Annotated in this window: 11 protein-coding genes and 3 tRNA genes; all 14 read right to left on the bottom strand. The window is 45.7% G+C overall.

Translation table 11 applies throughout. The annotated features are described in order from the left end of the window. Positions 1–297: 297 nt before the first annotated feature. Positions 298–370 (bottom strand) — tRNA-Thr (locus tag LKD42_RS10535). Positions 371–511: 141 nt separating this feature from the next. Beyond that, positions 512–1,255 carry a 23S rRNA (guanosine(2251)-2'-O)-methyltransferase RlmB gene (gene rlmB, locus LKD42_RS10540; protein ID WP_022119891.1) on the bottom strand — a complete coding sequence of 248 codons (744 nt, stop codon included), beginning with the start codon at positions 1,253–1,255 and terminating at the stop codon, positions 512–514. Next, the gene (locus LKD42_RS10545; RefSeq protein WP_022119890.1) at positions 1,252–1,716 is read right to left on the bottom strand and encodes a Mini-ribonuclease 3; all 465 of its coding nucleotides are present in this window, start codon (positions 1,714–1,716) and stop codon (positions 1,252–1,254) included. The genes rlmB and LKD42_RS10545 overlap by 4 nt, the downstream gene beginning before the upstream one ends. Continuing rightward, the gene (cysS, locus tag LKD42_RS10550; protein WP_215659231.1) at positions 1,701–3,107 is read right to left on the bottom strand and encodes a cysteine--tRNA ligase; all 1,407 of its coding nucleotides are present in this window, start codon (positions 3,105–3,107) and stop codon (positions 1,701–1,703) included. The genes LKD42_RS10545 and cysS overlap by 16 nt, the downstream gene beginning before the upstream one ends. Positions 3,108–3,285: 178 nt before the next feature. Beyond that, positions 3,286–4,431: a GNAT family N-acetyltransferase gene (locus tag LKD42_RS10555; protein WP_248835665.1), complete on the bottom strand. Its 1,146-nt coding sequence runs from the start codon at positions 4,429–4,431 to the stop codon at positions 3,286–3,288. Further along, positions 4,424–4,963 (bottom strand): 2-C-methyl-D-erythritol 2,4-cyclodiphosphate synthase, encoded by a 540-nt coding sequence (gene ispF, locus LKD42_RS10560; RefSeq protein WP_022119887.1) that lies wholly within the window; start codon positions 4,961–4,963, stop codon positions 4,424–4,426. The genes LKD42_RS10555 and ispF overlap by 8 nt, the downstream gene beginning before the upstream one ends. A 108-nt stretch (positions 4,964–5,071) precedes the next feature. Continuing rightward, positions 5,072–5,145, bottom strand: a tRNA-Met gene (locus LKD42_RS10565). An 18-nt stretch (positions 5,146–5,163) separates the two neighbouring features. Beyond that, positions 5,164–5,236: transfer RNA gene (locus LKD42_RS10570), tRNA-Val, on the bottom strand. 140 nt (positions 5,237–5,376) lie between these two features. Beyond that, positions 5,377–5,997, bottom strand: coding sequence for a hypothetical protein (locus LKD42_RS10575; RefSeq protein ID WP_147632309.1), 621 nt, complete (start codon positions 5,995–5,997; stop codon positions 5,377–5,379). A 447-nt stretch (positions 5,998–6,444) separates the two neighbouring features. Continuing rightward, on the bottom strand, positions 6,445–10,254 hold the full coding sequence (locus LKD42_RS10580; protein WP_248835666.1) for a phosphoribosylformylglycinamidine synthase: 3,810 nt from the start codon (positions 10,252–10,254) through the stop codon (positions 6,445–6,447). An 82-nt stretch (positions 10,255–10,336) separates the two neighbouring features. After that, on the bottom strand, positions 10,337–12,712 hold the full coding sequence (locus LKD42_RS10585) for an ATP-dependent DNA helicase (protein ID WP_408610702.1): 2,376 nt from the start codon (positions 12,710–12,712) through the stop codon (positions 10,337–10,339). A 108-nt stretch (positions 12,713–12,820) separates the two neighbouring features. Beyond that, on the bottom strand, positions 12,821–13,048 hold the full coding sequence (locus LKD42_RS10590) for an HPr family phosphocarrier protein (protein ID WP_022119883.1): 228 nt from the start codon (positions 13,046–13,048) through the stop codon (positions 12,821–12,823). A gap of 189 nt (positions 13,049–13,237) precedes the next feature. Continuing rightward, on the bottom strand, positions 13,238–14,026 hold the full coding sequence (locus tag LKD42_RS10595) for a TIGR03915 family putative DNA repair protein (protein ID WP_248835668.1): 789 nt from the start codon (positions 14,024–14,026) through the stop codon (positions 13,238–13,240). 149 nt (positions 14,027–14,175) lie between these two features. Continuing rightward, positions 14,176–15,489 (bottom strand): putative DNA modification/repair radical SAM protein, encoded by a 1,314-nt coding sequence (locus LKD42_RS10600; protein WP_248835669.1) that lies wholly within the window; start codon positions 15,487–15,489, stop codon positions 14,176–14,178. Positions 15,490–15,627 lie beyond the last annotated feature (138 nt).

The raw sequence follows: 15,627 nt of genomic DNA on the forward strand, positions 1-15,627 counted from the left end.
ATGGGGCATAGTAATTCGAAGATGTTACTGGATACCTACGCAGAACTGCGGAGGCAGGAAGGAAAATCCATCCAGAAACTGAACGATTTTGCAAAAAAATCATATCAAAATAGTGCTTCTGACAGCACTGAAAAAGCGACTACAATCTGACTACTTTTTGACTACACTTTCCCAACATTTTACGCTTTTCCATACTGTTTCAGACGGTTTTATGCATCAGAAAGATAGCTATTTCAGAACGCAAAAAAAATACCGGAAACCCTTGATTTTACTGGATTTCCGGTATTCTTTCTATTAAGCTGCTGACGGGACTCGGACCCGTGACCTCCTCACTACCAATGAGGTGCGCTACCACCTGTGCCACAGCAGCCTGTGCGGTCGTGACCGCTACAGTTAGTTATATTATCACAGGAATCTGCTTTTGTCAATACTGTTTTTGCATTTTATTGCTGCTGTTCACTCATCGCGCGGCGTTTATTGTTTCTCTGCGTAAAAAAGTGGTTCCGTTCATCTACCCCTGAAGTCTCTGCCTGACGATCTCAAATGCAAGGACGCCTGCTGCCACAGATGCATTCAGGGAATCGATATCCCCTTTCATCGGAATAGAAGCCACAAAATCGCATTTTTCTTTTACCAGCCTGCTGACACCTTCCCCTTCGTTGCCGATCACCAGACCGATTGGTCCTTTCAGATCGAGATTATACATCATTTCTCCGTCCATATCTGCACAGACAAACCACATACCTTCCGCCTTCAGTTCTTCGATCGTCTTGCCGATGTTGGTTACTTTTGCAACCGGTGTGTAGTTCAATGCTCCTGCGGAGACTCTGGCTACGGTTGCTGTCAGTCCGACTGCTCTTCTTTTCGGGATCACAACGCCATGTGCCCCTGCAAGGTTTGCGGTACGGATGATCGCACCTAAGTTGTGCGGATCTTCGATGTTATCCAGGAAAATGATAAACGGTGCTTCGCCTTTGTCTTTTGCGTTCTGCAGAATATCAGAAATTTCTGCATACTCATAGGCCGCCGCACTTGCGATCACGCCCTGATGATGTCCCGTCTGAGAAAGCTGATCCAGACGTTCTTTTTTCACAAACTGAACAATCGTATCATGTTTTTTGGCTTCCCGCAGGATCGTTCTCACCGGACCGTCCTGACAGCCGTCCAGTACAAACAGTTTGTCGATCGTTTTGCCGGAGCGGAATGCTTCCAGCACGGCATTTCTGCCTTCTATGGTAAGTTCTTCGTATCTCATGCCTGTTCCTGACCTTTCTTTTTCTGACTTTCTGCCATATCAAGACCGGTCTTTATCAGCTCGATGATACGTTTCGTATCCTCTTTCAGATAAAGATATCCCATCAAGGCTTCCAGTCCGGTCGCTTTACGGTAATCTGCCACCGTTGCATTTTTTGCTTTTGTGTAAGACTTTGCATTGCGTCCGCGTTTGTATATCGTGATTTCCTCTTCGCTCAATACCGGCATCAGGTTTTCGATCATCTCTGCCTGAGCAGAAGCTTTGACGAGCTTTGATGCACGCTCATGCAGCTTCTGCGGCGGACAGTTCCCATGTTTGACCAGAAGTGTGCGGATCACCAGGTCAAAAATAGAATCTCCTATGTATGCCAGTGTCAGCGGGGAATAGGTTCTCAGATCCTGATCTTCCAGCTGAAATTCTTCTTTCAGGTATTCTACAAAAGAATCTATGCTCTTTTCCATTTTACTCCTTCTCTTGTGTCCTCAAGAACGATTCCTTTTTCCAGCAGTTCTGCACGGATCTCGTCTGCTCTCTGGAAGTTTCTCTCTTTTCTTGCCACCTGACGCTCTTCGATCAGTTTTTCAATCTCTTCATCCAGGATCTCTTCTTTGGTCTCGAAAACAAGTCCCAGGATATCGCCAAGCTCCAGAAGTTCATCCAGAAGACTCTGTACAAATGCTTTTGTGCCATCTTCATTCACATTGCTGTTTGCAAGACGAACCAGCTCAAATACAACTGAAATGGCATCTGCGGTATTGAAGTCATCATCCATGGCATCATCAAATTTCTTTGCCAGGTTCTTTGCTTCTTCCAGTGCTGTCATCTCTTCTGCCGTCATCTCTGCCTCTTTTGCAGCTCCGGCATAATGTTTCAGGCTGTCTGCCGCATTACAGATACGTGCAAGTCCTGTTTTTGCAGACTCCATCAGATCAGCACTGAAATTCAGCGGACTTCTGTAATGTGCACTGAGCATGAAGAAACGCAGTACCTGGAGGTCATATTTCTCACTGATCTCACGCACGGTAAAGAAATTACCAAGGGATTTGGACATTTTGCGGTTATCAATATTTAAGAACGCATTGTGCAGCCAGTATCTGGAAAAGATCTTGCCGTTGCAGCATTCGCTCTGTGCAATCTCATTCTCGTGATGTGGGAATACCAGATCCTCTCCACCTGCATGAATATCAATCTCTTCGCCCAGATATTTTTTCGCCATAACGGAACACTCGATATGCCATCCAGGACGTCCGTCGCTCCACGGAGACGGCCAGGACGGCTCGCCTTCTTTTTTCGGTTTCCACAGTACAAAATCCAACGGATCTTCTTTCTGATCTTCTCCGGTTACCAGAAGGGAACGGTTTCCGGAACGCAGATCATCGAGGTTTTTATGGGAAAGTTTGCCATATTCTTCAAAACGACGTGTGCGGAAATATACGGTACCGTTTACGTTATAAGCATACCCTTTCTCGATAAGCGTGGAGATCATATCGATCATACCGTCTATTTCCTGTGTTGCCAGCGGATGTGTGGTGGCCGGTTTGACATTCATGCCTGCCATATCCTTTTTGCACTCTGCAATGTAACGCTCGGAAATTTCTTTTGCTGTCACGCCTTCTTCGTTTGCCTTTGCAATGATCTTGTCGTCAACATCGGTAAAGTTGGATACATAATTTACTTCATAACCTTTATGCTCCAGGTAACGTCTGACGGTATCAAACACGATCATCGGTCTTGCATTTCCGATGTGGATCAGATTGTATACAGTAGGACCGCATACATACATGCTGACTTTACCTTCCTGAAGCGGCACAAATTCTTCTTTCTGTTTGGATAAAGTATTATAAACTTTCATGGTTTTTCCTCTTTTCTTTTCGAATTTAACAGCCTGATATCCCGTGTTTTGACCCCGGATACCAAACCTGAAAATCTGTTCTAAGTCTATGCAAAATTTCGTGGTTTGTCAAGGTAAACCGCCCTTTGCAGCGATTTCAGGCGAACTGCCCTTTGCAGCGATTTTGCCACTGTTATTTTCAGACAACTTCATTAAGAAATACCGGCAGGCGGAACAGTTCTTCTGTCAGTTGTCCGATATCCATGCTGCAGAACATTTTCTTTTCTTTTTCTGACAGGTTTTCAACTCTTATCAGGTTTCCTCCTTCGATTCCTGTTTTTATAATGAAATATCCATTGTTTTCCGGGACAAGACTGTCTGTCAGCCTGATTTTCCATTCCTGTTCTTTTTTTATTTTCAGGCAGCAGACAAAACGCTCCAGATGCACGATCCGTCCCATGATCGCCGGAACGTTTTCACTTTGGGCATATTGTTCCCATATTTGGGGGAATGCAGTAAATGTGCACTTTTCCTCACTTGCCCCAAACCAGTGAAGCACTGCCGGAAAGGCTTTTTTTTGCACGGCATCTTCCACTACAATCTCCCAGGCTTCTCTGTCTTTTTTAAGTGCCAGGAAATAGCCGCATATCTCTTTTTCTTTTCGGATCAGGATCAGGCTTCCCCCTTCGCATCCCACTTCCTGCATCCGCTGCTCAAAATAAGCAATATCGTGAACGGTATAAACTTCTGCCAGCTTTGAAAGCTGTTTTTCTGCAAAACACGCAAGTTCTGCAAGATCCTCTTTTTTTGCTTCTTCACAGAAAATGTCCCCAGAAACTTCCTGATCCGAATGTATCTGCCAATTTTCATCCGTTTCTGCTCTTTGCAGCACATCCGCTGTCACGGTCATTTTATTTTTTTCATAAATAAATCGAAAGCCAAACGGACGATAGATGGCTTCTGCGGCCGGCATCAGCCAGGTAAACGTCTCTTCTCTCCGATACATTTCCTGAAGGGAAGCCTGTAAAAGCGAACGCATCATGCCCTGATGACGACAGTCGGCTCTCGTTGCCACTGCCACGATATAATTGGTCTTCGCCTTTTCACCGCAGAACATCATTTTATATGGATTTAAATGCAAAGTTGCCAGAATCTCCTGTTTCTCGTTTTCCACCACAAAAATCTCATTTTCTGCTGCTTTTACACGAAAATAGTAATCCACAAACGCCGGACTGTCCTCATCAAAAATTTCTTCGTAAAGTTTTCTTGCCCTCTGGTTTTCCACGGCTTTTGCTGCTTTTCCGGAAGTTATCCCCATGCCAAGTCTCTTTACACACTTATCCACGGCATCCTCCACAACTTTTACACCCTTCTTCGGATGAGGCCGCCATCACGCTCCACTCTCTTATAGATGAGAGCATGCAGACCGCCTGGGAAGAAATCCCTTCTCCGCTTCCGGTAAATCCAAGCCCTTCTTCTGTCGTTGCTTTTACATTGACCTGATTTTTCTCAAGGCCCAGTGTCTTTGCAATATTCTCCGCCATCTGCGGAATGTACGGCAAAAGTTTTGGTCTCTGTGCGATCACGACCGCATCAATATTTTCTACTGCATAACCATTTTCTTCCAGCAGTGCTCCGACATGCTCCAGAAGTTTGATACTGGAAATGCCTTTGTATTTCGGATCCGTATCCGGGAAATGTTTTCCGATATCACCAAGGGCAGCCGCACCAAGCAGTGCGTCCATGATCGCATGCAGCAACACATCTGCGTCAGAATGTCCAAGCAGACCTTTTTCCCATGGAATCTCAACTCCGCCCAGAATCAGTGCTCTGTTTTCTACCAGTTTGTGAACATCGTAACCTATACCAACTCGCATTGTCATTCTCCTTACTTTTGACTGTTTAAACACTTTTACAGTTACAATAACCAGACCGTGATTATGATAACGAAAAAGCTCTGCAAACATTTTGCAGAGCTTCGACAGTAGCGGAAGGGAGATTCGAACTCTCGACACTACGGGTATGAACCGTATGCTCTAGCCAACTGAGCTATTCCGCCATATTCTTTTTAATTTCATGGGACCTACAGGGCTCGAACCTGTGACCCTCTGCTTGTAAGGCAGATGCTCTCCCAGCTGAGCTAAGATCCCATGTCGTTTTTCTTTTGCAGTTCATCGCTTGACTGCTTCGCTATTATAATACGGATTGATGTGAAATGTCAACACCTTTTTTCAATTTTTTTTAATTTTTTGTTTTTTTGTTTTTTTTCTACATTTTACACATTTTTGCGTCACTTTTTCTTTTCTGAAACGTTTTTATATATAGAAACATCTCTATAGAGTCTCTCCCCTTCTGGCTGTGCCTGCCGGTGCAGGGCTTTGATCTTTCGAAGTGCCTGTTTCTGGCTGCCAGCCAGTTTGGTTAAAAAAATTTCCGGTCTTATGATTCCGGAACGATACCGCAACTCGTATTCTTTCAGGCTGGTCCACCAGTAATCTTCCGGCATCTGCACATAATTGTACCTTACCGGCAGAAAATGGAATGCTATTCCAAGCTGCATGATCTGTTTCATATCATATCCTTTCAGCCATTCATATTCGATCTGAAATTTTTCTTTGCTTTCCGGAAATCTCTTTCTGTAATGTTCCCGAAACTGCTGCTTTGTTTTCTGCATCGCCAGACGGATCTTTTTTCTGCCATCTGCCGTTGCGAGAATATAGGCCTCATAATCCAGCACACAATATGCATATACATTGATCTTCAGATCCTGTATCGCATTCAGGAGCATATCCAGGAAACGCTTTTTTTCAATTTCATTTCCAAACACCGGACCAGAACTGGTTTCTCCGAAAGTGATACAGCAGACCTGCTGACAGATATTACGATTGGCACCTTTTTCCTGAATATACATACTTTTTCTCCTCCCTCATGCCGCACGTTTCTTTTTTCGATTTTTGTCGTGCGTGCCATAACTTTACTACAGCATTTCACCTATTTCAACCCATTTTATACCTGTGACACGCATGGATACTTCGAACGTTTTTTCTGCGTATCCTCTGCTTTTTGTACTCTTTTTTTTAATCCATATTCGCAAAATGTGTCATATCCTGTCGACAGAAAATCGCTGTTCTTTGAAAATCCGGAAAACGTTCTGCTGTTCCTGGTGCAAAGCTTACATGATGGATATTACTTTTTCTTCATCTCAGCATCAAAAAAGTTCCAGAAAGTCAATATCACTTTCTGGAACTTTTTTATCACGTTTTCGGTGTTCGGCGTGTCAATAAGTCTAAAGTGCTCATTTGTGGCAGGCACAATCGCAGTTCAGACTTTTGACGCTTACATTATATCATCTGAAATCTTATTTAAAGTAAGCAACTCCGGATTCAAAGATCTTCATATCCTGCTCGCCAAAGATATTGATCGCAACGGAATCTCCTCTTCTCTCTGCATGAGCCATCTTACCAAGCACACGTCCGTCCGGGCTTGTGATACCTTCGATTGCATAGTAGGAACCATTGACATTCCATTCTTCGTCGTTAAGCTGAACATTGCCGTCTGCATCCACGTAACGTGTTGCGATCTGGCCGTTTTCATAGAGTTTTTTGATCCATTCTTCGCTTGCCACGAAACGTCCCTCGCCATGCGATGCCGGACTGCAGTAAGTTGCTCCGAGCTCTGCCTGTGCCAGCCATGGGGATTTGTTTGTCACAACTTTTGTATAGACCATCTTGGAAATATGGCGGCCGATGGTGTTGTAGGTCAGTGTCGGAGAATCCGGTGTCTGACCGGTGATCTTTCCGTAAGGAACCAGTCCCAGTTTGATCAGTGCCTGGAATCCGTTACAGATACCAAGGGCCAGTCCGTCCCTCTCTTCCAGAAGTCTGGTAACGGCTTCTTTCATCTTTGCATTCTGGAATGCTGTTGCGAAGAATTTTGCGGAACCATCCGGTTCATCACCTGCTGAGAATCCGCCCGGGAACATGATGATCTGTGCCTGATCGATCGCTTTTGCAAAAATATTGACAGAATCACGGATATCTTCTGCTGTCAGGTTTTTGAATACTTTGACATCCACTTCTGCACCTGCACGTTCAAATGCCTTTGTGCTGTCGTATTCGCAGTTTGTACCTGGGAATACCGGAATAAATACGCGAGGTTTTGCCACTTTATGTTTGCATACATAAACGCTTCCTGCATGATAGCAGCCGTTCTCGTCGATCGTGCCGCCATCTGCTGCCTGCTGTGCTTCTATGCTCTCCGGTGCCGGTCCGTCGTTTTTCTCTGCTCCGGATACGGTTTTAAATACCTTCTCCAGCGTACCTTTCCATGCAGTCAGAGCCTCTTCCATTGTAACTTTTACATCCCCATAGGAAAGCACTGCATCATCTTCTACTTCACCAACCACAACGCCTGCGATCGTAAGCTCTGCCACTTTATCTGCCGGTACTTCTGCTACGATGCTTCCGAAATCTGCTGCAAAGAGGTCTTCTTTTGCTACCTGTGCATCGATCTTGACACCTTTGTGGTTACCAAATGCCATCTTGCTGAGTGCTGCTGCCAGACCATTTCCGTCCAGTGCATAGGCAGATACGATCCTGCCTGCTTTAACATCTTCAAAGAATTTATGATACTGATCCATGATCTTCTCATAATCCGGCAGATCATAAGCATCACGCTCGATTTTCAGCAGAACCAGTTTGTTTCCCGCTTTTTTCAGTTCCGGTGTAATCATGGTCTTGTCACTTGCCACATCTACAGCAAAAGATACCAGTGTCGGCGGAACATCGATCTCATTGAAGGTTCCGGACATACTGTCTTTTCCTCCGATGGACGGCAGTCCAAATCCGAGCTGTGCATCGTATGCACCAAGCAGTGCCAGGAACGGCTGGCTCCATCTTGCCGGATCTTCGGTCATACGACGGAAGTACTCCTGGAAAGTGAAACGGATCTTGCTGAAATCTCCGCCGCCTGCAACGATACGTGAAACGGACTCGATCACAGCGTAGATTGCTCCATGATACGGGCTCCAGCTTGACAGATACGGATCAAAGCCGTAGCTCATCATCGTTACAGTGTCTGTCTTGCCTTCCAGTACCGGAAGTTTTGCAACCATTGCCTGTGTCTCTGTCAACTGATATTTACCGCCGTACGGCATCAGCACAGAGCCTGCTCCGATGGAACTGTCAAACATTTCCACAAGACCTTTCTGTGAACAGCAGTTCAGATCAGCCAGCATGGAGAGCCATTTTTCTTTTACATCTGTTACTTCCGGTTTTGTGAAATATTTATTTTCCTGTGAAGGAATCTCTGCTTTTACATCGGTCTCCTGATGTGCACCGTTTGTATCCAGGAATGCTCTGGAAATATTTACGATTTCTTTGTCTCTCCAGATCAGGACAAGACGCGGGGATTCTGTGACAACTGCCACTTCTACTGCTTCCAGGTTTTCTTCGTTTGCGTATTTCAGGAATTCCTCAACATCTTTCGGATCTACGACAACAGCCATACGTTCCTGAGATTCGGAGATGGCGATCTCGGTTCCGTCAAGACCTGCGTATTTTTTCGGCACTTTGTCAAGGTAGATGTTCAGTCCGTCTGCTAATTCTCCGATTGCTACGGATACACCGCCTGCACCGAAGTCGTTACACTTTTTGATCAGTCTGCTGACTTCCGGACGGCGGAACATTCTCTGGATCTTACGTTCGGTCGGTGCATTTCCTTTCTGTACTTCTGCTCCGCACACTTCGATGGAAGCTTCGGTGTGGACTTTGGAAGAACCGGTTGCACCGCCGATACCGTCACGGCCGGTACGTCCGCCAAGCAGAATGATGATATCGCCCGGATCAGATGTCATTCTCTTTACATCTTTACGCGGAGCGGCACCCATAACAGCTCCGATCTCCATTCTCTTTGCAACGTAATCCGGATGATAGATTTCTTTGACATATCCGGTTGCAAGACCGATCTGGTTACCGTAGGAACTATAGCCGTGTGCTGCCTCACGTACCAGTTTTTTCTGTGGGAGCTTACCTTTGAGTGTTTCTTTAACAGAAACGGTCGGATCCGCCGCACCGGTCACACGCATTGCCTGATATACATAGGTACGTCCGGAAAGCGGATCTCGGATTGCACCGCCAAGACAGGTTGCCGCACCACCGAAAGGTTCGATCTCGGTCGGATGATTGTGTGTTTCGTTCTTAAAGTTAACCAGCCATTCTTCTGTCTTTCCGTCAATCTCAACCGGAACTACGATACTGCAGGCATTGATCTCATCGGATTCTTCCTGGTCATCGAGTTTTCCTTCTTTTTTGAGTTTACGCATTGCCATCAGTGCCAGATCCATCAGACATACGAATTTATCGTCTCTTCCTTTGAAGATCTCTGCACGGTCAGCCAGATATTTCTGATAGGTGCCTTCGATCGGCTCACGGTAATATCCATCGGTAAATGCAACATTCTTCAGTTCTGTTGAGAATGTTGTATGACGGCAGTGATCAGACCAGTAGGTATCCAGAACACGGATCTCGGTCATGGATGGATCACGGTGTTCTTCGGATTTGAAGTAATTCTGGATATGTAAAAAGTCTTTGAAGGTCATTGCAAGATTCAAAGAATCGTACCGTTTCTTCAGTTCTTCCTCCGGCATATCCTGAAATCCGTCCAGGATCGCCACATCTGCAGGCTCTTCAAATTTTGCAACCAGCGTTTCCGGTTTTTCCATGCCGATTTCCCGGGAATCAACCGGATTGATGCAGTGATGTTTGATAGCTTCGAACTCTTCATTGCTCACTTCGCCTTCGATCACATACGTGGTGGCAGAACGGATCACCGGTTCTTCCTCTTCATTCAGGAATTTCACACACTGTACTGCGGAATCTGCTCTCTGGTCAAACTGTCCAGGAAGAAATTCTACAGAAAAGACGCGTGCGTTCTCTGCCATCTCGAAACTTTCTTTGTAAAGGGTATCTACCGGCGGTTCTGCAAAAACGGTCTTGCATGCTTTTTCAAAAACATCATCCGATATATTTTCCACATCATAACGAATCAGTACTCTGACTCCGGTCAGTCCGGATACTCCCAGATATTTACGGAGTTCATGCCGAAGATCCTTTGCCTGTACAGCAAAAGCCGGCTTCTTTTCCACATATACTCTTCTTACGCTGCTCATAAGTTCCTCCATGCTCTGTATTGGTTGGTTAGTTACCTGTCTGCTATTGTATCACCTGACAGATTTTCTGACAAGTCGTATTTTAGTCCTCGTATTCTGAAAGCTCCCAGAAACGCCCGAGTTTGTCTGCTACATTACTCCGGCTGCAATACTCACACTCCTCCCATTCTCTCGGAAACATCTTCCGGTATTCACTTTTCGCAAAGCGTTCGTCAAGCAACAGCACTACGCCCCGATCCTGTGCGGTACGGATCACTCTTCCCGCGGACTGCAGAACTTTATTCATCCCCGGATAGCGATAGGCATAGGCAAAACCGTCCTCGTTTCTTCCATCATAATACTGTTTGAGAATCTCACGTTCCCTGCAGATCTGCGGAATACCGGTTCCGACGATGATCGCTCCGATCAGACTGTCCTCTTTCAGGTCGATCCCTTCTCCAAAAATCCCGCCCATCACACAGAATCCCAGAAGTCCCTCGTCCTCTTTTCGCTTCTGCTCAAATTCATGCAGAAATGCCTCTCTTTCCTCCTCAGTCATCCCGGATGTCTGGCAGATACAGCGAATACTGGTATCCAGCTGCGGCCCGGTACACGCCATCACATCCTGAAGCATACGATAGGATGGAAAAAATGCCAGATAATTTCCCTTTTTCTGCATGACCGTCTGTTTGATATAAGCTGCGATCCGCATATATTCTTCCTGACCTCTTCTTGTATAACGGCTGCTGACATCCGTTCCGATCAGAACAGCACGTTTTTTTGGATCAAACGGAGACCTGGCATAGATTGCATAATCGTCCTTCGCCTCACTCAGCAGACTGATGTAATACTGCACCGGAAGAAGCGTTGCCGAGAAAAAGACAGCTGCGTTCGCTTTGTCCAGACATTTCTGGATGTTTGCCGATGTATCCACACAGTAGAGACGCACTAAAAAACTTCCGTCCGGTGCATAGTACGTGTAGATCACATAATGATCATCCACCAGATCATAAATATTCAGGAATTTAGAAACTTCAAAATAAAATTCCAGCAATTTTTCATGCACTTCTTCATCCGGTTCCTCTTCCAGAAAATCTTCCAGTTCACCACAGAGATTCATCAGCGGCAGGATCAGCTCACTTATATTTTTTCGTATCTGATAATCTTCGCATTCCCGCTTCCATTCCAGAAGAACCCGGTTGCATTTTTCCAGCGTACGGCTGATTTTTCTGCTTTTGCTTTTTAGCAGGCGGCGAATTTCAAGAAATCGCTCTTTGCAAAGACTTGCACTGTACATTTCCCGTCCTCGTTCCACCAGATTGTGTGCCTCATCGATCAGAAACAGATACTCTCCTTTTATATTGTCCCCAAAAAAACGCTTCAGCCTTGCATTCGGATCAAATACATAATTATAGTCACAGATCACGGCATCCACCCACATCGCAAGATCCAGCGTCATCTCATAGGGGCAGACTTTCCATTTTTCGCTCTGTTTCCAGATGGCTTCCCGGTCAAACACCTCGGTCTCATTCAGCATTTCAAAAACTGCTTCGTTCACCCGGTCATAATGCCCTTTCGCATACGGACATTCGATCGGATTGCATTTTGCCTCTTCCAGTGGACAGATCTTTTCTTTTGCTGTCAGCGTCAGTACTTTATAGCGAAGCCCTTTGCCTTTTAAAACAGAAAAAGCTTCTTCTGCAACGGTCCTTGTGACCGTCTTCGCCGTCAGATAAAAAATCTTTTCACCAAGATTTTCACCGACTGCTTTTACTGTTGGAAAGACCGTGGATATGGTTTTGCCGACACCGGTCGGTGCCTGGATAAAGAGTTTCTTCCTGTGTGCGATCGTCCGGTATACAGCTGCCGCCAGCTGTTTCTGCCCTTCCCGGTAAGGAAACGGAAAAACACAGGCATGGATGCTTTCCTGCCGACACGTTTTCCATTTCACCTGCATTTCACACCACTTGCAGTATTGCTCCGTCAATTCATCAAACCAGCTTTTCAGCTCTTTTACTGAAAACTCCTGCACAAAACGCCGAATCTCTTCTGTTTCCAGATTGCAGTACGTCATCTGCACCGAAATCACATCCAGTTTCTGCTCACTTCCGTAAATCGCCGCATAACACTTCGCCTGTGCCAGATGCAGCAGATCCGGCTTTTCCATAGTATCCAGACTGCGGTACACCCCTTTTATCTCATCCACCGTGATCCGCCCGTCCTGTTCCAGGATACCGTCTGCCCGTCCTTCTACGAAAAGTGTAAACGTTTCTTTTACAATCTCGGCCTTCAGAGAAACTTCCGGTCGGTATCCGGCTCCCATGCTGCCCTGTATTTTCCTGTGTATCCGGCTTCCGAGCTGCATGGCTTCCTTATCGGCCATTCCTCCTTTGCCGCCGTCAATATCGCCGCTGTGCAGCAAAAACTCCACCAGCGAACGTACCGATATCCGAAACTTTTCCACTTTACTCCCTCCCATACTGATTCTGCAAAAAAATTGCTGCAGGACAAAGCTCTGTCTTTTGGACTCACTTCGTACTGCAGCATTTTTATGATCGGAATATGATCTCAGATCATATGCTCTTCTTTATGCACATGCGTATTTACATAACACATTTTCAAAAGCGTTATTTTTACCGCCATATTTTACGGTTAATTCTCTTGACAAATCCAGACTCAGCACTCCCAGCATAGATTTGGCATCAATGATTATCCTGTTATAAAATACGTCAATGTCAAAATCACACTTTTCAGCGGCATGAACAAATTCCTTGACTTCTTCATATTCCGTAAGTTTGATTTTCTTTTCCAACATAATCTGCATCCTCCTGTTCTGCGAAATGTTGTGTCTCGAAATCATTCCCGCAATCTCTGCAAGAAAGATCTCTTTGTTTTTACGTTGCACGTATTATGACACCAAGCTCTTTATTTGTCAATGTGATTTTTTACGTTTTTTATGTAAAAAACAACAAAAAAAGCAACATTTTGACAGGATACATCGCTTCTATTTGGAAAAAAGTGCACATTTTTCTTCTTTTTCAAGGTGCTCCGTCTGATATGGGCGGTATTTTAATGGCAGAAGCTGCTGCTGCAGTTTTTCATTTTTTCGTTCCTGAATCGCAATCGTATCAAAGAAAATCTGCCATCCCCGGCTCATTTCTTTCTCGTTATCGGACAATTTCAGTTTTGTTTCATCGAAAGCTTCGATGTGTTCCCAGATCACCCATTCCTTTCCTGCTTCATGCACCAGCATCGCCTGATGCGTCTTGTCATAGATCATAAAATGCTCCATTGGAAAACGGTCTGCAAAATGCTCCCCGATCAACGCCAGAACCTGTGCCTGCGGTGCGATCACAGAAAACAGAATCCCCTTTTCCAGCTCCCGGAATCTCAGAAATTCACAACAGTGCCCTGCCTCCCTCCCGGTTTTTCTCGCCATTCGGAAAATGCGAAAGATGGTCGGATGCTCCAGTGCATGGATGAGCTTTTTCCCGGTATGCAGTGCCAGCACAATCATTCTGTAGATGTCATCTGCTTTTTGATCATCCGCTGAGAGGAGTGCCTGATAGAGAGCTTCAAAATCTTCCAGGTACATTTTTCGATCCAGAGTGCGAAGTACCTTATCTGCCTTCTCTGCATCCGGTCCCACCTCCCGGCAGTCTGTAAAAAACTCGGGCTGATATCCTTTTTTCAGGGCAAGTTTTACATTTGCATGTCCCAGTCTACTGTCCCACGCATCATAAACCCCGGTCAGGATTCCGCACACACTGTCCTCGCACAAAAATACGGTCATACTACCCATCCTCCTGATACCAGCAAGTCCACACACTGCTTATTGCTTTTCGCAATTGAAGCAGGGAACTTACTTGATTTGCTTAAAAAATGTCCTGTAAATAATTCTCTGTTTTGTACTCCTGCAATACGTCCCTGACGAAGTGTAAGTCACCTCATATTTGGCAGATCCGCAAATGGCATAGTATCATCAAAAAGCGACATCTGATGATATTTTGGCACTTCCATACGGGCATCCTGCTTCTCTCCAGCAAGCAGATTACGGACGATCGCATCCTCTTCCAGCCTGACCGGATAGTACATCCTGCCGCTGCAGGTGATAAAATAGACTGCTCTCTTTAAAACAACCCCCATCTTTTTCAGACCTTCAAAAGAAAGACTTCCATATCTTCTCGCCTGGACGATCCGCTTTGCGGACTTGACTCCGATCCCCGGGACACGCAGAAGGGTATGGTAATCCGCAGTGGTAACTTCCACCGGAAACTGCTCCAGATGGCCGATCGCCCAGTCACACTTCGGATCTAAGAATACATTGAAATTCGGACGCTTTTCCGAGAGAAGCTCACCTGCCTCAAATCCATAAAACCGCATCAGCCAGTCTGCCTGATAAAGTCTGTGCTCCCGTAAAAGAGGAGGACCACCGGGCAGTGTCGGAAGTGCTGCATCTTCATTCACCTGAACAAACGCCGAATAAAAGACTCTCTTGATCTGAAACTTCTGATAGAGAGACTCGGCAACCGAAATGATCTGCAGATCATTCTCCGGAGTCGCACCGATGATCATCTGCGTACTCTGTCCTGCCGGCACAAACCGCAAACTCCGGCGATATACCGTCAGATCATACTGATTTTCCTGCCGCATGGTCTGGATCTGCCGCATCGGTGCAAGAATCGTCCTGCGGCTCTTGTGCGGTGCCAGCTTTTTCAGTCCTTCCGCTGTTGGAAGCTCCAGATTGACACTCATCCTGTCCGCCAGATAACCGGTCTTTTCAATCAGAACCGGCGAAGCCCCCGGAATCGCTTTTACATGGATATATCCTTCAAAACGGTACTTCGTACGAAGCAGACAGAGTGTCTGATAAAGAAGCTCCATCGTGTAGTTCGGATTTTGCAGTACACCGGAACTTAAAAATAATCCTTCTATATAATTACGCCGGTAAAACTCGATCGTCAGCTGACAGACCTCTTCCGGCGTAAATGTGGCACGCGGCACATCGTTACTGCATCGGTTGATACAGTACTTGCAGTCATAGACACACTCGTTGGTCAGCAGAATTTTCAAAAGAGAAATACATCTGCCATCCGCCGAAAAGCTGTGACAGATACCGGCTTCCACACAATTCCCGATTCCTGTGCCGCTGCCCTTTCGTTTGGTCCCGCTTGATGTGCAGGCCACATCATACTTCGCTGCATCACTTAAAATTTTCAGTTTATCAAGAATCCCAAGATTTTCCTGTATTACCATCTTCCGCCCTTTCTCGAACCTACGTTCTCGAATATTTGTTCGTATTATAGCATAGCTTTCTGCAAAATGCAAGTGTAAAGTGCCGGAAATTCGAACGTATTTTCTGGTTTTTGTCAAAAAACTCCAAGAAGAACATTT

It is taken from the genome of Hominisplanchenecus faecis, assembly GCF_020687205.1.
GTDB lineage: Bacteria > Bacillota > Clostridia > Lachnospirales > Lachnospiraceae > Hominisplanchenecus > Hominisplanchenecus faecis.